Below are 21,601 nucleotides of genomic sequence, written 5' to 3'. Positions count from 1 at the left end.
GCCAACACTTTTTAGTGTTGATTATTTGCTGGTTTATTCGGTACACCCAGTTCTCCAATCAAAATTACAACTAGCGTGAAAACTACTCCAAGGATGGAAGCGGTTGCGAAACTGTAAGTACCGCCCGTCATTGCAGAGATTACGTACACTGCCATATTCATTAGTAAAAAGCCCCAAACAAAAGCCATTACGACACGCATTCTATTCACCTCGTTTACAGTACAGTTTGATTTCATTTTAGCATATAGCAGTCAAATAAGAAATTGAATTTTTTATGAATAAATAAGGGGCGTGCTCCCATGCAGAAACAAAAGAGCAATAAGTCAGAAATAGGCATTATTCTAGTGCGCTTTTTTATGGTTCTATCATACACTGTATGGAACAACTAGTAAGTTACGGAGGAAGAGCTATGATACATCGACGCTTTTTTAGCTTAGATACGCAATGGAATGTCGTACATGTCCCTGAACGACCGAATGGTTTCGGTGTGTTAGTACTGGGTGATAAAGATCATTTTGTTGAAAGTTCAACTAGCTTATGGATTCAGCACGGCGGAAGGTCACAGCTGTTGCAATGTTTACAAGATGAAGGATACACAGTATTTTATTCCAATTTATATGGCCGGCATTGGGGGTCTCCTGAAGCATATCACCTTGCAAAACAACTTTATCATTTAGTAATGAAACAAGAAATTTTAAATAAACGAATTCATATTTTAGCTGAAGGAATGGGGGCTCTGTTAGCGCTGCAGCTAATGGAAAATGACGGGAATACGTTCATTCGATCAGCTGGTTTACTAAATCCGTGTATTGATCTTCATACGCATGCAGAACATGAAAAAAACAATAAATTCTTTTATAAACAATTCACGAAGGACTTGACTCAAGCTTATAAAGTGGAGCGGAAGCAAGTATCAAAGCTAATTAAGGAGTACCCTTCCGTTACGGAATTAAAATCAACGCTGCCCGTGAAGATATGGACCGCGCCTAATGCCTCTACTCATTATCCAATTGCACACAGTAAAAAATATGAACTACATCGTGAAGAACTTCACTCTCCGATTATGCTTTCACTTTATTTGCCTGAAAAAAACTATTTATTTGAACGGTCCCTTCTCCAATTTTATAAACAGCATGAAAAAGTGTTATAAGCAAAGCTTCTATGATTATACATATCATAGGGGCTTTTTGTATAAGAGATAAAAGGAAAAAGAGAGTTCATGATGTTTTTAGGGATGAACTACTTTGAAATAAGGAATGAGTACTCTCTATAACTATAGGGCTTTAAGCTTTTGTTTAATAAATGATGAATGAAGAATTGGAGGAAGCGATATGGGAAATGTAGTAGTAATAGGGGCAAACCGCTTTATTGGTTTTCATTTATGTATGACTTTTTTAGACGAAGGTACAGAAGTAAAAGGATATACACATTCTGCTCATAAAGAAGAAGATGATTTGCAGGAAGAGATGAAATTTTTCTTAGGGCGAAACGCTAATTATGTATCGACTGAAGTAGGCGATTCATTAGATATGATTACATCAGAAACGGATATTGTCTACTTCACGTATTTCGATGGAGGAGATTTTTATCATCCTGATTTTTTAAGACAAGAAATGCAAAAAGCGCAGCAAGTACTCATTCAAGCACTTAATAAATGCCGTCAATTCAACATTCGATTTGTGTTTGTTTCTACCATGCGCGTATTTGGAGACCAGCAGCGAAAGATTGAAGAAACAACGATTCCAGAACCGGACAGTAGTGAAGGAAGGCTATACGTTCATTTTGAGCGAATGATAGAAAAATATAAAGATGATGGATGGCCCATTATGATTGTCAGAACGCCCACTCTTTACGGACCTTGGCAGCCTTTGTCAATGTGCTATTCTAAAAATATTGCCGGGTACGAGGAACCTTTTACCATTATGGAAGGCACGGATTTTATTATTTATATTGAAGACGCCGTCAGTGCACTCAGACGCTGTAAAACTGGTGCATATTCATATGAAGTGGTTCATTTAGTTGAAGAAAAATTACAGCCTTGGAGCGCTGGAGCAAACATTACTCATATGGAGGTGAAGGAAGAAGCGGCTCAAGAAAAATATGAAATCAGCAGGAAAGCGAAAGAACTGCTGCATTTTTCTTCCAAAGTAACGGCTAAAGAAGGCATTTACCTGCAAAAAAAACATATGAGAACATTCTTTTTACCTCTTCATTAAAGGAGAAAGTTGTACTTATAGAATAGATTCGCTAATATAAGGAGGAATAAATGTTTTTAATAAAGGAGATTTCACTATGGAAGAGCAAAATATGCAATTCATGCAAATTGCAATGAAGTACTTGCCAGAAGCAAAGCAGATTTTAGATGAAACAGGCGTTGAGTTATCAATGGAACACGTACAGCCGGTATTGACATTACTGACAAAAGTAATGAACGACGCCTATGAGCTTGGCAAGCAAGATGCATTAGCTGAAAATGAAAACAACTAAAGAAAACAGCTCGGTAGAATCCGAGCTGTTATTTTTGTTTGTAAAATAAATCGACTAAAGGGGCAAACTGTTTAAGAAGAGGAGCTAGTTCTTCAACGGCGAGTACAATTTCATCGATTTGTTTGAATAATCTTTCCCACTCCTCTCGCTCTCTTTCTTCTCTTGATTTTCTGCGCCCAGCTCCAAACATAAAATCAGAAAAAGCTTCATTTCTTTGTCTTCTTGCCATGATACTCATTCCTTTCACTATTTTAATGGTGGGTAAGTTCTTACCTAATGTCCCATACTAGAGTAAGAGGGACCCGTATGATTACTATATGTAGCATGATAGATACCTGAGTAGGACGAACACCCATATAGACAAAAAATAAAAAATGAAGTAAAATTAGTACCAACTCATAATAATTGATTATATAATCGGTAAATGAAATGACAGATATAGGTTTTATAGGAATATAAGCCTTTTATTTAAAGGAGAGGTTGATATGAACGCTGGTGTTCTAGGAATTGGACGTTATGTACCAGAGAAAGTTGTAACAAATTTAGATCTTGAAAAAGTAATGGATACATCAGATGAGTGGATTCGTACGCGCACAGGTATTCAAGAGCGCCGAATTGCAGCCGATAACGAGGACACATCTGATTTAGCTTATAAAGCAGCAGTTGAAGCTTTACATAAAGCTAACGTCGAGGCAGAAGATATTGACATGATCATTGTTGCTACGGTAACGCCAGATCAACCGTTTCCTACAGTATCATGTATGCTGCAAGAAAAATTGGGAGCAAAAAAAGCAGCTTCTTACGATGTGAGTGCAGCATGTGCAGGATTTATGTACGGCATGATTACAGCTAAGCAATTTATTGAAACTAATGCTTACAAGCATATATTAGTGGTCGGTGTAGAAAAGCTTTCTAAGATTACAGATTGGGACGACCGTAACACGGCTGTTTTATTCGGAGACGGAGCAGGTGCAGTTGTAATGGGACCTGTGTCAGAAGGACGAGGTATTTTATCCTTTGAACTAGGATCCGACGGTACAGGAGGCAAGCACTTGTATCAAAACGAGCTTGATCATATTGTCATGAACGGACGTGAAGTATTTAAGTTTGCTGTTCGACAAATGGGGGAATCTGCTGTTAATGTAATTGAAAAAGCAGGTTTAACAAAAGAGGATGTTGATTTTCTTGTACCTCATCAAGCGAATATTCGTATTATGGAAGCTGCAAGACAGCGATTAGACTTGCCTGAAGAAAAAATGTCTAAAACAATCCAATACTACGGCAATACATCAGCAGCATCGATTCCAATTTCAATTGTTCATGAGCTTGAAGCAGGGAAAATTCAAGACGATGATTTAATTGTAATGGTTGGCTTCGGAGGCGGCTTAACATGGGGAGCTATTGCCATTAGATGGGGAAAATAACACTACATTTTTAAAGCAACTGAAGGAGATGAATGTACGATGAATAAAAAACGTGTAGTTGTAACAGGACTTGGTGGGCTTACACCAATTGGAAATGACGTAGAAACAGCTTGGAAAAACGCAGTAGCAGGCGTGTCTGGCGTTGGTCCTTTAACAAGACTAGATGCAGATGAATTTCCTGCTAAAGTAGCGGCTGAAGTAAAAGATTTTAACGTGGAAGATTTTATTGACCGCAAAGAGGCTCGTAAGATGGATCGCTTTACTCAATATGCGATGGTAGCTGCATTGGCGGCTGTTAAAGATGCGAATTTGACTATTACGGAAGAGATTGCTCCAAACGTCGGGGTTTGGATTGGATCTGGAATTGGCGGTATGGAAACGTTTGAAAATCAATATTCAACGTTATTAGAAAAAGGTGCCCGCCGTGTAAGTCCATTCTTTATTCCGATGATGATTCCTGATATGGCAACAGGACAAGTTTCTATTGCTTTAGGGGCGAAAGGCGTGAACTCTTGTACGGTAACGGCGTGTGCAACAGGTACAAACTCTATTGGTGATGCATTTAAAGTCATTCAACGCGGAGATGCAGACGTGATGGTGACGGGCGGTACGGAAGCACCAATCACGCGTTTATCTATTGCTGGTTTCTGTGCGAATAAAGCACTTTCTACAAATCCAGATCCTGCAACAGCATCTCGTCCGTTTGATAAAGACCGCGACGGCTTCGTTATGGGAGAAGGTGCGGGTGTTATTGTGCTTGAAGAGCTTGAACATGCATTAGCACGCGGCGCACGTATTTATGCTGAAATTGTGGGCTATGGTTCAACAGGAGATGCTCATCATATCACAGCGCCAGCTCCAGGAGGAGAAGGCGGCGTTCGTGCAATGCGTCATGCGATTGAAGATGCAGGTCTACAGCCAAGTGATATTGATTACATCAATGCTCACGGTACAAGTACAGGGTACAACGATAAATTTGAAACGATGGCTATTAAAGAAGTATTTGGTGACCACGCTCAAAAAGTAGCAATTAGTTCAACAAAGTCAATGACTGGCCACTTGCTAGGAGCTGCTGGTGGAGTAGAAGCTATTTTTAGTGTGAAAGCAATTCAAGACGGTATTCTTCCTCCAACAATTAACTATCAAACACCCGATGAAGAGTGCGATTTAGACTACATTCCAAACAAAGCGCGTAAGCAAGAAGTAAAAGCGGTGCTAAGCAACTCACTTGGATTTGGCGGTCACAATGCAACAATCATCTTTAAAAAGTACGAAGCATAATGAAAAATTCTAGGCTGACGCCTAGAATTTTTTTTATTTTTAATAACCAAAAGAGTAGCTGTGAACATATCATGAAACAAAAGGATGAAGAAAGAGAGGGGAAAACATGCCGATTGTTTCAACTTCTACTTGGACGGAGCCGAAAGAAATAAGCCGTTATCTTGCGCGCTATTTTAAGAAATTAAAAGAAAAAGAATATATGGAATTACTTTTTAACTATGGAATGTGTCCGCCTTCTTTAATGTTTATAAAAGAATTAGAAGAAATGAAGAAAAGGCAGGTTTGGAAGAAAGTAAAAGCACATTATGAAAAGCTTAAAAAAGCATGGAATGGGCCGGATGTAGCGGTGCTAGTGCTTCCAAGCAATCCTCGAAATCGAAAAATGCAGCGTGAATTTAACGGAAGAGCAGGTGTCGCTTTTACCGATAAATTATTTGTGTTTATGACAAGTCATACATCCGATGAAGAAATGTTAGCGGTGCTTACCCATGAATATCATCACGTTTGCAGGCTAAAAGCCATTAACAAATCTGATGAAACGATTACTTTGTTAGACGCTATGATGATGGAAGGGTTAGCTGAAAGAGCAGTGGAGGAATATTGTGGTAAAAAATATTTAGCCCCTTGGACAAATTATTATACCATTGAAGAAGCTAAAAAAATGTGGGAAAAGCATGTTAAACCTTATTACAATCTGCGCGCTGACGAAAAAAAATATGATCAACTGTTATTCGGCCAAAATTGGTATCCAGAAATGATGGGCTACAATATCGGTTATCATCTTGTTACTTCATGTATGAAGCCTCACACTTTAACTACTACCCAGCTGCTTCCTCTTAGTACCAATACTATCTTAAAAAAATCTGCGTTCCAACTGTAAAAAAATAAGTTCTATATACCTAAAACAAAAAATAGTAAAATTTATCCTGTTTTCAACAAAAAATTAGGAGGTTTATGCGTTAAAGTGCTGAAGAGATATTCAAAAATCATTATTTTAAAAATAAAAAATATAATTAATTTTCAAAATATATTGATTTTGTAATGAAATTGTAATAATATCTTATTCAAATATAACAATTTTTAGAAAAATGAGGTGTGCACTATAAATGGATAAAAAGCCCGTCGAATCAACACCTTTACTAGAAGTGAAAAATTTACAAACTGCTTTTTCCATTAATGATTCCTGGCATAATGCTGTGGACGACGTGTCGTTTCAAGTCGGACGAAAGCGAATTGTAGGAGTTGTAGGAGAATCTGGCTGTGGAAAAAGCGTATTGTCTTTATCCGTTATTGGGCTATTACCTAAAGTAAATAGTCAAATTAGAAGCGGAAGCGTTGTATTTAACGGAAAGAATCTTACGCACTTATCAGAAGATGAGATGAATGATGTTCGGGGAAAAGACATCTCAATGATTTTCCAAGAACCGATGACATCTCTCAATCCTGTTTTAACCATTGGGTATCAGCTGCAGGAAGTATTGTTTAACCATATGAATATATCGAAAGCGGAAGCGCGTGAAAAAAGCATTGCGCTTTTAAAAAGCGTTGGTATTTCGAGATCCGAAAAGCTCATCGATGAATATCCGCATCAGCTATCGGGAGGAATGAGACAGCGCGTCATGATTGCCATGGCGGTAGCTTGTCAGCCTAAACTTTTAATTGCGGATGAGCCGACAACCGCCCTGGATGTTACGGTTCAAGCTCAAATTTTAGAATTGTTAAAAGAAATTCAAGAAAGCAATGATATGTCTATTATTATGATTACTCATGATTTAGGAGTCGTTGCTGAGATGTGTGATGAAGTGATTGTCATGTATGGCGGGAAAATTGTTGAGCATACAGATGTTGATACGTTATTTTATGCCCCAAAACATCCGTACACGAAAGCGCTTCTTCACTCAATTCCACGCATGGAAGATGATGTAGAAGTATTAAATACGATCAAAGGAATTGTGCCTTCTCTTGTAAACATGCCGAGGACAGGCTGTCGTTTCGTTAACCGATGTCCTCATGCAATGGAAGACTGCAGTTCCGTTACGCCTGTTCTTCGCGAGGATTCACAGGGGCATGACGTCGCATGTCTGCTGTATGAAAACAGCTATCCGTCAAAAGGAGTGAAGACAAGCTAATGACTAAAGCAGTGAAAGATGTATTGCTAGAAGTTCAGCATTTAAAAACCTACTATCCTATTCACGGGGGATTTTTTCGAAAGAAAATTGGTGATGTAAAAGCAGTTGACGGTATTTCCTTTGCGATTCGAAAAGGAGAAACGCTCGGTCTGGTAGGAGAATCTGGCTGTGGAAAATCCACGGCAGGAAGGACGATTCTAAGACTGTTGGAACCAACTAGCGGAAAAATTATTTTCGATGGTAAAGATATCACAGAAGCAAGAGGAACTTCTCTCCGTAAAATTAGACAAGATTTCCAAATGGTTTTTCAAGATCCCTATGCTTCCCTCAATCCAATGCAAATGGTTGGAGATGTTATTTCTGAACCAATTCGGAATTTTACAGGAAAATCAACCAATCAATTAAAATCAGAAGTTATGAATCTACTTACAAAAGTAGGGTTACCGGAAGATGCATACTATAAATATCCTCACGAATTTTCCGGTGGGCAGCGTCAGCGTATTGGAATTGCACGTGCACTTGCACTTCGTCCAAAACTTATTATTGCTGATGAACCGGTGTCGGCACTTGACGTTTCTGTCCAATCACAAGTTTTAAACCTTCTTAAAGAACTTCAACAAGAATTCGACCTAACCTTTTTATTTATTGCCCATGATTTGAGTGTTGTTAAACATATGAGTGACCGTATCGGTGTTATGTACCTAGGCGGTTTAGTAGAAATTGCTGATAAGAAAAGCCTATACGCAGAGCCGTTGCACCCTTATACGCAAGCGCTTGTATCGGCTATACCTGAACCAGATCCACGAAAGAAAAAACAGCGCATTATTTTACAGGGAGATGTGCCAAGTCCAATTGATCCGCCAAAAGGCTGTGCGTTTCATCCTCGCTGTATACATGCCATGGCAGAGTGCAGCCAAACGAAACCTGCCTTAAAGGAGGTGAGACCTGGCCATCAAGTAGCTTGCCATTTATATAACTCGTAAAAGCTACATACGAACAGATTATTAGTTAAATAGGGGGAACGTCATGATGAAAAAGAAATCGTTTTTATCACTTGTTTCCATTTTGCTTGTGCTATCGCTTTTTCTAGCGGCATGCAGCGGTGGAAGCAGTTCTTCATCTTCTAGTAATAAAGAAGGCGGAGAAGCAAAAACTGAAGGTGCAAAAACAGACAAGCCAAAAGATGGCGGAACGATTACGTATGGGATTGACGGAGCGCCGGAAGGGCTTTTTGAGTACGCATTGTATGGTAGTGCATATGATAGCCAAATCTTAGAATTTATCAATGAAGGTCTTTTTACTTATGATAAGAAATTAAAAATTAAATCTGACTTAGCTACTTGGGACGTGAGTGGTGATAAACTAACTTACACGTTTAAATTAAAAAAGGGGATTAAGTGGCATAACGGAGATCCATTAACTGCAGATGATTTTAAATATACGTATGAAACGATTGCTGATAAAGACTATACAGGTCCACGCTATGTAAACGTTGAGCATATTAAAGGCGCTCAAGAATATCATGACGGCAAAGCGGATTCTATTTCCGGAGTTGAAGTGGTAGATCCGCAAACATTTAAAGTAACGTTTAAAGAAGTTCGTGTAAATAACTTAGACAATCTATGGCCGTATCCAATGCCGAAAAAGTACTATGAAGGAATTGCTGTAAAAGATCTTGCAGAGTCCAAACAAGTTCGTAAAGAGCCTATTGGTGTTGGACCATTTAAAGTGAAAAAAGTGGTAGCAAGTGAATATGTTCAGATGGAACGCAATGATGACTATTGGAAAGGTAAGCCTCATCTTGATGGCGTTGTTGTAAAAGTACTGGATCCATCTGTTTCCGCCGGAGCATTGAAAAAAGGCGATGTCGACATTATGGATGTTCGCCCAGCTGATTTAGGGCAAGTTGAAAAAGCAGAAAACTTAGACTTTTTGGAAGGGAAATCAACTAGTTATTCGTATATTGGTCTACGATTTGGACATCGTGATAAAAACGCTGGTAAAAACGTAGATGATTATGATAAGTTCAAAGATCTAAAACTTCGTCAAGCATTGCTTTACGCAATAGATAGAAAAGCAATGGTAAAAGCATTTATGAACGACAAAGCGGTTGTTTCTAACACAGTTATTCCCTCTGTATTCTGGATTGCTGCTGACCAAAAAGATTTAACAAAGTACAAGTATAGTCCAGAAAAAGCTAAAAAATTGTTAGCTGAAGCTGGTTATAAAGATAAGAATAATGACGGTTTTGTAGAAGATCCAAACGGAAAACCATTTACGATCTCATTTGGTCACTATGCTGGTCCAGCCAACTTCGAGGGTCGTGCGAAGGCTATTATGCAAGCATGGAATGATATTGGTATTAAAACAAAATTAGCAACGGGTTCACTTGTTGAATTTAACTTGTACAATGAAATGAAAGATAACGACGATAAGGCGTTAGAAGCGTTCTTCGGTTCTTGGGACACTGGTTCAGATCCAGATCCTACAGGATTATGGAGCTCTAATGCTGAATGGAACTATGGCCGTTGGGTAAATAAGGAATCTGATGAAATGCTTAAAGACGGTTTGAGTGAAAAATCATTTGATGATAAATACCGTAAAGATGTATATGTAAAATGGCAAAAATTCTTTAACGAGCAGCTGCCAGCACTTCCTTTATGGGAAAATATCAATATTTATGCTGTGAATAAGCGTGTGAAAAACGTAACTCTAGATCCATCAACGGTAGTTGTAGATCCGGAGAAATGGTCTGTAACGGAATAAGTATTTTACATGTAAAGGAGAGTCAACGATGCTGCAATACTCACTAAGACGTATTTTAGGGATGATTCCAATGTTGATTCTGATCTCCTTTGTTGTGTTTTCCCTGGCGAAAATGATGCCAGGGGACCCTTTTGGGGGAGAAATCAACCCCAGTAATACAGATCCAAAATACATTGAGGAAATGCGTGATAAGCTAGGATATAACGATCCTATCTACGTTCAATATTGGAACTGGGTAAAGGGAGTGGCACAAGGAGATTTAGGAAAGTCAACAACTCATAAGTTACCGACATTAGATATTATTTTAGAGCGTATGCCTAATACGATCTTTTTAGCTTTGACTTCGCTTTTGATTACGTATGTGTTTGCATTTATTTTAGGTATGTATGCAGGAAGAAAACCGTATACCTTAGCAGATAACTTTATTGCAGGATATAATTACTTTGCATTAGCGGTTCCATCGTTTATCGCAGGGATCGTAGGCATTTATTTATTTTCCTTTCAGTTAGGCTGGTTTCCGTTTAGCGGTTCTGTTGAAGTAGGATTAAAAGAGGGATCATGGGAATTTATTCAAAGTAGAATTCATCACGTTATATTACCTGCACTGATTCTTGGCTTGATGTCGACCGCGCAGTATACCCAATTTTTGCGCAATGATATTATTGAAAACAGTCGCAAAGATTTTGTGCGCACAGCTAGAGCAAAAGGAACAAAAGAATCTAAAATTTATAATGTTCATATCTTACGCAACTCAATGATTCCGCTTATTACGTTTTTAGGGTTTGATCTTGTAACAATCATTAGCGGTTCTATCATTACAGAGACAATCTTTACGTATCCAGGAATCGGAAAGTTGTTTGTTGACTCTGTAGCAACTCGTGACTACTCAGTTATGATGTCGCTTACAATGCTGTTTTCAATTTTAACATTGGTTGGGAATCTGGTTGCTGATTTGTTATACGGCGTAGCAGATCCGCGTATTCGTTTGGATTAGGAGGAGAAAGTATGGAAATTGTAACGAAAAAAGATGTACAGCCAGAAGTGAATATGAAAGCTCCTAAAAACCTTTCTCCATGGGCGATTGCGCGAAAGAAGTTTGTTAAAAATAAACTAGCTATGATAAGTTTAGCTTTCATGATTGTGATTACGCTTCTTGCTATTTTTGCACCGCTGCTTACAAAAGCAGATATTACACGTATCGACTATATGGCGATGAATGCAGCGCCTTCCAGTGAGCATTGGTTTGGAACGGATACAAATGGTCGAGACGTATTTGCACGTACATTGTATGGAGGAAGAACTTCGTTACTGATTGGAGTTGCTTGTACAACACTCGTTATTTTAATCGGAACTCTTATTGGTTCGATTGCGGGTTATTACGGAGGCAAAGTGGACCAATTCTTAATGCGTTTTACAGACTTTGTCTTAAACTTTCCGCTCATTGTTTTTGTTGTAGTGTTAAATACAATTCTAATTGGAAAAATCTCAGGCGTTTGGACGCTCATCCTAGTTGTTAGTTTCCTAAGCTGGGGAAGTACGGCCCGGCTGGTGCGAAGCAAAGTCTTGGCTGAAAAAGAAAATGAATATGTGCTTTCAGCTGTTTCCATTGGGTGCAGCCCGTTTAAAATCATCTTCAAACATTTGCTGCCAAATGTGTTTTCAACGATTGTGGTTCAAGCCAGTTTGCAGATGGCCATCCTTATCGTGTTTGAGTCAGCGATTAGCTTTATCGGTTTTGGCGTGCCGGCTGATACGCCGAGCTGGGGGAATATGCTGACAGAAGCAAGGGAATCAGATGTGCTGCAGAATAAGCCTTGGATGTGGGTTCCGCCAGGTTTAGCTATTACATTTACGATCCTGGCTATCAACTTCATTGGTGAAGGATTAAAAGATGCTTTAAATCCAAAATCTCTTCGTTAAAAATCTATCACAAAAGTGTGATAGATTTTTTTAGGTTTGTCAGACCTCCTGACAAACCTATTACTATAGAAGAAACTCGGATTTTTTCTGCTTATAGGGGTGGATATAGTTCATGAAGCCTGTAGCAATCATTAGCACTGGCGTTATGTCTGAGCTTCGAAATAAGTGCATTTGCATAATAGCCAAAAACGAAGGTATTTTACAATTAATTTTTAGAAAAATAACATCATTTGGAATAAAAATTCCTTTCTCTGCCTATACTGATGGATAACAAACAGATAGTAAGTGAGGGGTAAATTATGCTATATCTTCATGATGTATGGGTTAATTGGTTTGAAGGCGAAGAAAACGGTTATAATGTGTGTCATTTCCATGAGTGGAGAAAAGACGATTGTGTAGAACTGCTCGATCAAGCACCGTTATTAAAAGTAAATCCGCTTTTATTTCATTACATTGAAAATGATCTTTCCGAGCTACCTCAACAACTACTACAAGATGTCTATCAGAAAGCATACATTCGGAAAAATCATGAGCGCACGCAGGTTGAATATTGTTTTATTGTTACAGATGGAACGAATATTTTAGCAATTGATACGATGGGCTATCATATCCCAATTCGAAAAAGCCGCTTAATTCCAAGACAAGAACAGTTAGTTTATGAGATGATTGCGGATCAAGAAGAGCTAGAATATAAGTTCAGTGAAGACGAGCTAACTAAAAAAGAGCATCATATTCTTTCGCCGTCTCCTGAAACGATGAGAGGGCTAACACGTAAAGAACGTCAGCTAAAACAGCTGTTATTTATGGCACTTGATCAGCTACATACAACAAAAAATACAGCTCAAATCCGCTACTGGTACACAGAGTGGAATCCAACGAAATACGAAGACATTCAAGAGATGCCGTTTCAAGACGTATGGAATCAGCTATACGATGAAACGAAGTCAGGGTGGTCACCGAAACATAAATTATTATGCGAGCGCTTAGTAAAAGGACAACCTTTCTTTGAAAAACTTTGGGAAATTGAACAAGAGCCAAAAGTGAATTAAAAAAACGACTGCATAGCAGTCGTTTTTTTTAACGTTTACGGCCAATTCCCATTGCGTTTCGCATTTTGCGAAGCATTTTATTAGCCGTTGCATTTGCTTTATCGGCACCTTGATCTAAAATATCATCTAACTCGCTAGAATCAACTAATTCATAATATCTTTCTTGAATTGGAGCAAGTGCTTCAGCTACTACTTTAGCTGTGTCAGCTTTAAAGTCACCATAACCTTTGCCTTCGTACATTGCTTCAATGTCTTCGATTGATTTATTTGCTAGGATTGAATAAATGCTTAATAAGTTTGAAATACCTGGCTTATTTTCTTTATCGTAGCGAACAATACCTTCTGAATCCGTTACGGCACTTTTGATTTTCTTTTCAATCGTTTTAGCGTCATCCAAGAGCGTAATAAAAGCTTTTTGGTTTGGATCGGACTTGCTCATTTTTTTCGTAGGATCTTGAAGAGACATGACGCGTGCGCCCACTTTTGGAATACGTACTTCAGGAATAGTGAAGATATCATTGTATTTTTTGTTAAAGCGCTCAGCTAAGTCACGCGTTAATTCTAAATGCTGCTTTTGATCTTCACCAACTGGCACCAAATCGGTGTTGTATAAAAGAATATCAGCTGCCATTAGTGGAGGATAAGTTAATAATCCTGCTGATACTGCTTCTTTTCCAGCGGACTTATCTTTAAACTGAGTCATACGCTCAAGTTCACCGATATACGCTACGCACTGTAACATCCATCCTGCTTCCGTGTGGGCGGGCACTTCTGATTGAATAAATAAAGTTGATTTTGCTGGATCAATTCCTACTGCTACATACAGAGCAGCAAGGCTGCGAATGTTTTTACGAAGTGCTAAACGGTCTTGAGGCGCTGTAATTGCATGCTGATCTACAATACAAAAATGACAGTTATAGTCATGTTGAAGTTCAACAAATTGCTTCATCGCTCCAATGTAGTTGCCTAAAGTGATTGTACCGCTTGGTTGAATACCTGAAAAAATTGTTTTCATCAAATCTTCCTTTCATCTGCACATATATGATGCTAGTTTACGTATACAACATAAAAAGGCCCATCCGCTCCTAGCATAAGCTAGGGGCGAATGGACCGCGTTGCCACCCTAATTAGCACACATTATTGTGAACTATCTTTATTCATGTAACGTTGAGATCAACGTTCAAGCTTTGCACTTGAAAGCTCCAAAGTCCATTCTGCAGGTTTCAATGTTTGTTCTCACCAGCCACAAACTCTCTAAAAATGAAAATTCTGCATACTACTCTTTTTCACAGCTTTAATTATATAGTTATTCATTATTATAACGCGAAAAAGCAGGAATTTAAACATCTTATCGCTAAAAAGGTTTATAAGACAATTTACTGGAATTTTTCTTCGGCAAAAAAAGACAAGAACCTTTTAATTAAAGCATTTCTTGATGAAAATTTGGTGGAGGATTTGGTAAAAATCTTTTATTTAGTATTTCTAATAACTTTGTAATACTATTGTAATACCTATACTACAAAAAAGATTTTAGACGTCAGACAAGTAGGCACAATCCTTATAAGATAAGGTTTTTTCCCTTATGACAAAAAAATACCATTAAATAATAGTATTGCAATAAATTTTTAAAATATTTATAATAGGCGTAACAAACATATTTTTTACAAAGGTATTACAATTTCTTAATTTTTCAGAAAACACAAAATAGACAATGTTTTGTTTCAATTAGCGGATTTTGTAATGAATGAGTCTTCTACATATTAAGCGCATACATTGGATTTACAGCATGTAAACAATTGATGACAGTTTCATAGGGTAGAAGAATAATTTTGCAGCGAGGTCTTTAACGCTCTACTACGCGAAAAAATAACTGATTATTTTGTATTGAAAGATGATTAAGAAATTAGTGCATATCAAAAAAATATGGTTGCCACACAAACAAAATTTAATAGGGGGTAACACGCAATGAAGAAAAGGTTGTCGATTCTTTTCAGTTTGCTGCTTGTCATGAGCTTGTTTTTAGCTGCATGTGGATTTAACAAAGAATCTGGTGGCAGTGAAAATGCTAGCAGTGATGGCGGCGACAAGAAAAAAGAGCAAGAGCTTCGCGTAAATATTAAAACTGAGCCTTTTTCACTAAACCCAGGCTTAGCTAATGATTCAACGTCATCAAACGTATTATTACAAACATTTGAAGGTTTAACTCGTATCGGTAAAGATGGAAAGCCTGAAAATGCAATGGCGAAAGATGTGAAGATCAGCGATGATCAAACTAAATATACGTTTACGATTCGCGACGATGCAAAATGGTCAAACGGTGACCCTGTAACAGCAAAAGATTTCGAATATGCATGGAAATGGGCGTTAGATCCTAAAAACGAATCTCAATATGCATATCAATTATACTATGTTAAAAATGCACAGGCTGCTAATGAAGGAAAAGGTTCATTAGATGACGTTGCGGTTAAAGCAACAGATGATAAAACGCTTGAGGTAACATTAGAAAACCCAACGCCATATTTCTTAGAATTAACAGCTTTCTATACGTACTTCCCAGTGAATACGAAAATTGCTGAATCAAATGAAAAATGGTACACAAATGCAGGCGAAAATTATACGTCAAACGGTCCTTTCAAGCTTAAAGCTTGGAAACATAACGACAAAATCGAGCTAGTTCCTAATGAAAACTATTGGGATAAAGATGCTGTAAAACTTAAAAAAGTTGAAATGTACATGATCAATGATAACAACACTGAACTTTCAATGTTCAAAAACGGTGAATTAGACTGGGCGGGTATGCCTACCGGTCAATTACCAGCTGATGCACTTCCTGAATTAAAGAAAGACGGTTCATTAAACATTCAAGAAATTGCAGGTACTTACTGGTACAAGTTTAATACAGAACAAAAACCTTTAGACAATGTGAACATTCGTAAAGCATTAGCTTATGCAATTGATCGTAAAGGTATTACAGAACAAATTACAAAAGACGGTTCAGTTCCAGCGATGGCGGCTGTACCACCAACAATGTTTGAAGATAACAAAAAAGGCTACTTCAAAGACAATGATGTGAAAAAAGCAAAAGAATATTTAGAAAAAGGCTTGAAAGAAATGGGCCTTAAAGATGCTTCAGAACTACCAGCAATTAAGGTGTCATACAACACGGATGAAAAACATGCAAAAATTGCACAAGCTGTTCAAGATATGTGGAAGAAAAACCTTGGTATTAAAGTACAGTTAGACAACTCTGAGTGGGCTGTTTACATTGAAAAGTTACACCAAGGAGATTATCAAGTTGGGCGTATGGGCTGGTTAGGAGACTTTAACGATCCAATCAACTTCCTAGAGTTATTCCGTGACAAAAAAGGCGGAAACAATGATACAAACTGGGAAAATCCAGAATATAAAAAGTTATTAATTGACTCTCAAAAAGAAACAGATCCTAAAAAACGTCAGGCAATGTTGAAAAAAGCAGAAGGTATCTTCATGGATGAAATGCCAGTGGCACCAATCTACTTCTACACAAATGCTTGGGTACAAGACAAGCAGCTGAAAGATGTTGTGATGTCTGGTCTTGGAGACATTCAGATTAAGTGGGCTCATTTTGAGTAAGTAACATCAATTATGACAAAGGGTATATGGGGCCTGGTGCTCCATATACTTTTCTTTCTTGTGCGCGAATTTTGTAAAAATATGGAGGTGTGTCAGGGTGTTCAAATATATAGGAAAACGACTTATTTATATGTTTCTATCATTATGGCTGATCGTAACAGCGACCTTTTTCTTAATGCGTGCTGTTCCAGGAGGTCCATTCACATCAGAAAAGCAGCTTCCCCCTGAAATTCAAAAAAATCTAAATCAGTATTACGGTTTAGATCAGCCTTGGTACCATCAGTACTTTGATTACTTAACATCAATTTTAAAGTGGGATTTTGGTCCATCTTTCAAATATAAAGGGCAAACGGTAAATGATTTGATTAACGGCGGATTCCCTGTTTCATTCATGCTAGGGATGGAAGCTATTTTAATAGCAATTGCTATTGGCGTAGTACTAGGTGTTATTGCTGCTTTAAAACATAATAAATGGCAAGATTACACGGCGATGGTTATTGCAGTTCTAGGAATCTCAGTTCCAAGTTTTATCATGGCAGCGGTATTACAATACGTTCTGGCTATGAAACTACAAATTTTTCCGGTTGCACGCTGGGAATCTTGGGCACACACGGTGTTACCAGCTCTCGCGCTTGCTTCAACCCCTATGGCGTTTATCGCACGATTAACTCGGTCGAGTATGCTTGAAGTATTAAGCAATGATTATATTCGTACAGCGAAAGCAAAAGGTTTAAGCAGAGGCGTTATTACAGTTAAGCACGCCATGCGAAATGCGATGCTTCCAGTCGTATCCTATATGGGACCTTTAGTAGCAGGGATTTTAACGGGTAGCTTTGTTATTGAAAAAATATTTGGTATCCCTGGATTAGGTTCACACTTTGTACTCAGTATCTCAAACCGAGACTATACAACGATTATGGGCGTAACGGTGTTCTACAGTATTTTACTACTTGTATGTATCCTGCTTGTAGATATTGCATACGGCTTTATTGATCCTCGAATTAAACTTACAGGTGCTAAGAAAGGAGAGTAACTATGCAGCAACTTCCGAAAATTCCTAAAGAAATGTTTGAAACAGCAGGGATTGACCATGCTCAAGCAGAAAAGATTGAAAAACCGAGTCTTTCGTTCTGGCAAGATGTTTTTATTCGTTTTCGCAAAAATAAGCTTGCTATGTTTGGTGTAGTACTAATGGTTCTCCTTGTTTTTATGGCGATATTTGGTCCATTGATGGTGAAATACGATTATGCAACCAATGATTTATTGAATGCCAATCAGGCACCATCTTCTGAGCACTGGTTCGGCACAGATGAATTAGGGCGCGATGTGTTTGCTCGTACGTGGGAAGGCGCTCGTATTTCATTATTTATCGGGTTAGCAGCAGCTTTAATTGATTTATTCATCGGCGTAGTTTGGGGAAGCATCTCTGGATACCGCGGCGGCCGTACGGATGAAACAATGATGCGTGTTGCGGATATCTTATATGGTGTTCCTTACCTTTTACTGGTTATTATTTTAATGGTTATGCTTGGCCAAGGGTTAGGCACGATGATATTGGCGATGACCATTACCGGCTGGATTAACATGGCCCGTATTGTACGTGGACAAGTATTGCAGTTGAAAAACCAAGAGTACGTAATGGCTTCACAAACATTAGGAGCAACAACAAAGCGTATTTTATTTAAACATCTTATTCCGAATGCAACAGGTCCAATTTTAGTAACAATGACACTAACGATTCCTTCAGCAATCTTTACAGAAGCATTTTTAAGCTACTTGGGACTAGGCGTTCCGGCACCGCTTGCAAGCTGGGGAACAATGGCTTCAGAAGGCTTACCTGCTTTGGAATACTATCCTTGGCGCTTATTTTTCCCAGGTTTGTTTATCTGTTTAACAATCTTAGCGTTCAACGTAATTGGTGATGGATTACGAGATGCGTTAGATCCAAAACTACGTAAGTAAGGAAGTGAACTCATATGTCACGTTTATTAGAAGTAAAAAATTTAGCTGTATCATTTAAAACATATGGCGGAGAAGTTCAAGCTGTTCGCGGCGTTAACTTCCACTTAAATAAAGGTGAAACGCTAGCAATTGTTGGTGAGTCAGGATCTGGTAAAAGTGTAACTTCACAAACAATCATGCGCCTTATCCCGATGCCTCCTGGCCGAATTAAAAGCGGTGAAATGCTGTTTGACGGCATTGATTTAGCAAAGAAAACGGATAAAGAAATGGAAGCTATTCGCGGTAAGGATATCGGTATGATTTTCCAAGATCCGATGACTTCTTTAAATCCAACAATGAAGGTTGGAGCTCAAATTGGTGAAGTCGTAATCAAGCATTCCAAAGTATCTAAAGCGGAAGCGAAAAAACGTGCAGTCGAGTTATTAACGCTTGTAGGCATTCCTTTTCCAGAACAGCGTGTGAATCAATATCCGCATGAATTCAGCGGAGGGATGAGACAGCGTGTTGTCATTGCGATGGCTCTTGCTTCTAATCCGAAATTACTGATTGCTGATGAACCAACAACGGCGCTTGATGTAACAATTCAAGCTCAAATTTTAGAGTTGATGAAAGACATTCAGAAAAAAACGGATACATCTATTATCTTTATCACCCATGATCTTGGTGTAGTAGCAAATGTAGCAGATCGAGTAGCCGTTATGTACGCTGGTCAAATTGTTGAAACGGGCACAGTGGATGAAGTGTTTTACGACCCAAAACATCCGTATACGTGGGGACTCCTAGCTTCTATGCCAAGCTTAGATAACGAGGCGGAAGAAGAGCTGGCTGCTATTCCTGGAACGCCGCCAGATTTAACGAATCCTCCAAAGGGAGATGCATTTGCAGCGCGAAATCCGTACGCAATGAAAATTGATTTTGAACAAGAACCTCCAATGTTCAAAATATCGGATACGCACTATGCAAAAACATGGCTCTTACATCCCGATGCACCAAAAGTAGAGCCGCCTGCTTCAGTTCAGCGCCGCATGCGTAAAGTTGATAATGTATACAGTACACCTGTACTCGTAGCGAAGGATGGTGAATAACATGACAGATAAATTATTAGAGATTAAAGGCCTAAAGCAACATTTTTTCACAAGTAAAGGAACAATTAAAGCGGTTGATGGTCTGACGTTTGACATCTTTCGCGGAGAGACGTTAGGTCTTGTAGGTGAATCTGGTTGCGGAAAGTCAACGACAGGCAGAACGATTATTCGTTTATATGACGCTACTAGCGGTGAGGTGCTATTTAATGGCGAAAATGTACATGGTCGCAAATCTCGCTCGGAGCTTAAAAAATTCAATCGTAAAATGCAAATGATTTTCCAAGATCCATATGCGTCACTTAACCCTCGTATGACCGTAGCAGATATCATAGCAGAAGGCATTGACATCCACGGTTTAGCTAAGACGAGAAAAGAGCGTATGGCAAAGGTTCACGAGCTTCTTGAAACAGTGGGGCTCAACAAAGAACATGCAAATCGCTATCCACATGAGTTTAGTGGCGGCCAGCGTCAGCGTATTGGTATCGCAAGAGCACTGGCAGTAGAACCTGATTTTATCATCGCAGATGAACCAATCTCAGCTTTGGATGTATCTATACAAGCTCAAGTTGTTAACTTAATGAAGAAGTTACAGCGTGAACGTGGACTAACCTATTTATTTATCGCCCATGATTTGTCAATGGTAAAATACATTAGTGACCGCATCGGCGTTATGTACAGAGGTAAGATTGTAGAGCTTGCACCAAGTGATGAACTTTATCGAAACCCTGTTCATCCATATACAAAAGCGTTGCTTTCAGCTATTCCGCTTCCCGATCCTGACAGTGAAAAAACGCGTCAGCGCAAAATTTATGATCCAAGTATCCATGATTATAGCGGTGAAGAACCGGAGCTTAGAGAAGTATCTCCAGGTCACTACGTGTCTTGTTCTCAAGCAGAGTTTGCCGCATATACAACCTAACAAAAACGATCTCACAACGAGGTCGTTTTTTATTTAGTTATCAAAGAACGCTAAACTTTAAATTGGAAAAAACATGTAAGAACAAGTGACATTAGCGCTTTACAGGTATTATACAATACAGGATTAGAAAATACTATTAAAAATTTTCAGAATTTTATATTTAAGACAAAATATCTATGTTAAAACCTTATAACTAAAGGAATATAAGTGATTAATAATGTTGTATGTTGAATAATAATTCAAAAATATAAAAGAAGGTAGACGTATGCCTACCTTCTTTTTATAAATCTGCTAAGATATCGCCGTCTTTACGATTTTTGTCAATTTTTAATACTTGATCTGCCGGCTGATAAGACGCACCATATATTTCTTTGTCTTTGTAAGTATGAATTAACTCGTACGTTTTTTTCATTTTATTTAAAATGCTTTCCTCTGTTTCAGAGGTAGGAGACCAGTATAGAATTTCCATCTGATTAACTTCATTTGTAGCTAATGAGCGGCGGTTATAGCCGATTGTTTGAGCATGCTTAAAGTCTGCACGTTTATAAAAATGCAGTCTTTTTGCTGAGTCTGAATCTTTATAGTCTATAGGCTCTACTTCTAGGATAATTGGTTTGTTATGTTGTTTTAACTCATCAATTAATTTACCGCCAAGCCCTTGACCTCTAGCGTCTTTTGAAACAAAGAGGTAATCAATAAAGATAAATTGGTCTGTTTCCACGTACATTAATACGTGATGAGGTCCTTCATTTTTATGATAAATATCGCTGCGTTCTTGTAAAAGCGTTTCGATATGCTTCTTTGATTTCATTTCTTCAATGGGAAAATATTGACTTAGTTTTTCATACCAATTCATAGCACCCTCCTACTGATCTTTTCATGATGATGTTCATAATAGTGTTTAAACAGTTATCTTATCTTTACCCTTTTTAGGGAAAAGTAAGCATCTATAATTGAAAATAAGGAA

At 38.3% G+C, this 21,601-nt stretch carries 22 protein-coding genes and 1 other annotated feature; of the genes, 18 read left to right on the top strand and 4 right to left on the bottom strand.

Features of this window, described 5'->3' with window-relative positions; translation table 11 throughout:
* Positions 1-11: 11 nt before the first annotated feature.
* On the bottom strand, positions 12-200 hold the full coding sequence (locus ACRPLQ_RS15930) for a YjzD family protein (RefSeq protein WP_028412377.1): 189 nt from the start codon (positions 198-200) through the stop codon (positions 12-14).
* Between the two features lie 209 nt (positions 201-409).
* Between ACRPLQ_RS15930 and ACRPLQ_RS15925 the strand changes: the two genes are divergently transcribed.
* The 3 genes from ACRPLQ_RS15925 to ACRPLQ_RS15915 all read left to right on the top strand — a co-directional run bounded on the left by ACRPLQ_RS15925 (position 410) and on the right by ACRPLQ_RS15915 (position 2,487).
* Positions 410-1,150: a hypothetical protein gene (locus ACRPLQ_RS15925; RefSeq protein WP_013055401.1), complete on the top strand. Its 741-nt coding sequence runs from the start codon at positions 410-412 to the stop codon at positions 1,148-1,150.
* A 181-nt stretch (positions 1,151-1,331) separates the two neighbouring features.
* On the top strand, positions 1,332-2,216 hold the full coding sequence (locus tag ACRPLQ_RS15920; RefSeq protein WP_325077672.1) for an NAD-dependent epimerase/dehydratase family protein: 885 nt from the start codon (positions 1,332-1,334) through the stop codon (positions 2,214-2,216).
* A gap of 76 nt (positions 2,217-2,292) precedes the next feature.
* A complete protein-coding gene (locus ACRPLQ_RS15915) occupies positions 2,293-2,487 on the top strand; it encodes a ComZ family protein (protein ID WP_013081746.1) in 195 nt (64 codons plus the stop codon).
* A 28-nt stretch (positions 2,488-2,515) separates the two neighbouring features.
* Here ACRPLQ_RS15915 and ACRPLQ_RS15910 read toward each other — a convergent pair whose 3' ends face one another.
* Complete coding sequence (locus tag ACRPLQ_RS15910; RefSeq protein WP_028412375.1) at positions 2,516-2,716, bottom strand: hypothetical protein; 201 nt, start codon at positions 2,714-2,716, stop codon at positions 2,516-2,518.
* Between the two features lie 256 nt (positions 2,717-2,972).
* Here ACRPLQ_RS15910 and ACRPLQ_RS15905 point away from each other — a divergent pair, with 256 nt between their 5' ends.
* The 10 genes from ACRPLQ_RS15905 (at position 2,973) to ACRPLQ_RS15860 (ending at position 13,056) form a co-directional block, all read left to right on the top strand.
* Complete coding sequence (locus ACRPLQ_RS15905; RefSeq protein WP_013081747.1) at positions 2,973-3,911, top strand: beta-ketoacyl-ACP synthase III; 939 nt, start codon at positions 2,973-2,975, stop codon at positions 3,909-3,911.
* A 39-nt stretch (positions 3,912-3,950) separates the two neighbouring features.
* Complete coding sequence (fabF, locus tag ACRPLQ_RS15900) at positions 3,951-5,192, top strand: beta-ketoacyl-ACP synthase II (RefSeq protein WP_028412374.1); 1,242 nt, start codon at positions 3,951-3,953, stop codon at positions 5,190-5,192.
* A gap of 106 nt (positions 5,193-5,298) precedes the next feature.
* The gene (locus ACRPLQ_RS15895) at positions 5,299-6,072 is read left to right on the top strand and encodes a DUF2268 domain-containing protein (RefSeq protein ID WP_016763040.1); all 774 of its coding nucleotides are present in this window, start codon (positions 5,299-5,301) and stop codon (positions 6,070-6,072) included.
* Positions 6,073-6,298: 226 nt separating this feature from the next.
* Positions 6,299-7,321: an ABC transporter ATP-binding protein gene (locus ACRPLQ_RS15890; RefSeq protein WP_028412372.1), complete on the top strand. Its 1,023-nt coding sequence runs from the start codon at positions 6,299-6,301 to the stop codon at positions 7,319-7,321.
* Positions 7,321-8,304, top strand: a complete 984-nt coding sequence (locus ACRPLQ_RS15885; protein WP_028412371.1) for an ABC transporter ATP-binding protein — start codon at positions 7,321-7,323, stop codon at positions 8,302-8,304. The genes ACRPLQ_RS15890 and ACRPLQ_RS15885 overlap by 1 nt, the downstream gene beginning before the upstream one ends.
* A gap of 43 nt (positions 8,305-8,347) precedes the next feature.
* Entirely contained in the window at positions 8,348-10,087 is a 1,740-nt protein-coding gene (gene opp4A, locus ACRPLQ_RS15880) for an oligopeptide ABC transporter substrate-binding protein (protein WP_048021973.1), read from the top strand.
* Positions 10,088-10,115: 28 nt separating this feature from the next.
* Positions 10,116-11,081, top strand: coding sequence for an oligopeptide ABC transporter permease (gene opp4B / locus ACRPLQ_RS15875; protein WP_013055410.1), 966 nt, complete (start codon positions 10,116-10,118; stop codon positions 11,079-11,081).
* A gap of 11 nt (positions 11,082-11,092) precedes the next feature.
* Positions 11,093-12,007 carry an oligopeptide ABC transporter permease gene (gene opp4C / locus ACRPLQ_RS15870; RefSeq protein WP_013081753.1) on the top strand — a complete coding sequence of 305 codons (915 nt, stop codon included), beginning with the start codon at positions 11,093-11,095 and terminating at the stop codon, positions 12,005-12,007.
* Positions 12,008-12,119: 112 nt separating this feature from the next.
* The gene (locus ACRPLQ_RS15865; RefSeq protein ID WP_155916267.1) at positions 12,120-12,278 is read left to right on the top strand and encodes a hypothetical protein; all 159 of its coding nucleotides are present in this window, start codon (positions 12,120-12,122) and stop codon (positions 12,276-12,278) included.
* Positions 12,279-12,306: 28 nt separating this feature from the next.
* Positions 12,307-13,056 carry a YjbA family protein gene (locus tag ACRPLQ_RS15860; protein ID WP_028412368.1) on the top strand — a complete coding sequence of 250 codons (750 nt, stop codon included), beginning with the start codon at positions 12,307-12,309 and terminating at the stop codon, positions 13,054-13,056.
* 28 nt (positions 13,057-13,084) lie between these two features.
* Here the strand turns inward: ACRPLQ_RS15860 and trpS are convergent, their stop codons facing one another.
* Positions 13,085-14,074 carry a tryptophan--tRNA ligase gene (trpS, locus tag ACRPLQ_RS15855; RefSeq protein ID WP_028412367.1) on the bottom strand — a complete coding sequence of 330 codons (990 nt, stop codon included), beginning with the start codon at positions 14,072-14,074 and terminating at the stop codon, positions 13,085-13,087.
* A gap of 76 nt (positions 14,075-14,150) precedes the next feature.
* Positions 14,151-14,355: a binding site (T-box leader), on the bottom strand.
* A 666-nt stretch (positions 14,356-15,021) separates the two neighbouring features.
* On the opposite strand from trpS, the gene ACRPLQ_RS15850 reads away from it, so the two are divergent.
* From ACRPLQ_RS15850 to ACRPLQ_RS15830, 5 genes are all read left to right on the top strand, one after another.
* A complete protein-coding gene (locus tag ACRPLQ_RS15850) occupies positions 15,022-16,668 on the top strand; it encodes a peptide ABC transporter substrate-binding protein (protein WP_247807340.1) in 1,647 nt (548 codons plus the stop codon).
* 97 nt (positions 16,669-16,765) lie between these two features.
* Positions 16,766-17,701, top strand: coding sequence for an ABC transporter permease (locus ACRPLQ_RS15845; RefSeq protein WP_028412365.1), 936 nt, complete (start codon positions 16,766-16,768; stop codon positions 17,699-17,701).
* A gap of 2 nt (positions 17,702-17,703) precedes the next feature.
* Positions 17,704-18,630, top strand: coding sequence for an ABC transporter permease (locus ACRPLQ_RS15840; RefSeq protein ID WP_014461585.1), 927 nt, complete (start codon positions 17,704-17,706; stop codon positions 18,628-18,630).
* A 14-nt stretch (positions 18,631-18,644) separates the two neighbouring features.
* Positions 18,645-19,715, top strand: coding sequence for an ABC transporter ATP-binding protein (locus tag ACRPLQ_RS15835; RefSeq protein WP_028407470.1), 1,071 nt, complete (start codon positions 18,645-18,647; stop codon positions 19,713-19,715).
* 1 nt (position 19,716) lies between these two features.
* Positions 19,717-20,634, top strand: a complete 918-nt coding sequence (locus ACRPLQ_RS15830; protein WP_165635465.1) for an ABC transporter ATP-binding protein — start codon at positions 19,717-19,719, stop codon at positions 20,632-20,634.
* 280 nt (positions 20,635-20,914) lie between these two features.
* Here the strand turns inward: ACRPLQ_RS15830 and ACRPLQ_RS15825 are convergent, their stop codons facing one another.
* Positions 20,915-21,490, bottom strand: a complete 576-nt coding sequence (locus tag ACRPLQ_RS15825; RefSeq protein WP_028412363.1) for a GNAT family N-acetyltransferase — start codon at positions 21,488-21,490, stop codon at positions 20,915-20,917.
* Positions 21,491-21,601 lie beyond the last annotated feature (111 nt).

The sequence above is a fragment of the Priestia sp. TRN 1309 genome (assembly GCF_050846875.1).
In the GTDB taxonomy this organism is placed as follows: domain Bacteria; phylum Bacillota; class Bacilli; order Bacillales; family Bacillaceae_H; genus Priestia; species Priestia zanthoxyli.
Note: the sequence above shows the minus strand (reverse complement) of the source record. Positions and strands in the feature narration are given on the sequence as shown.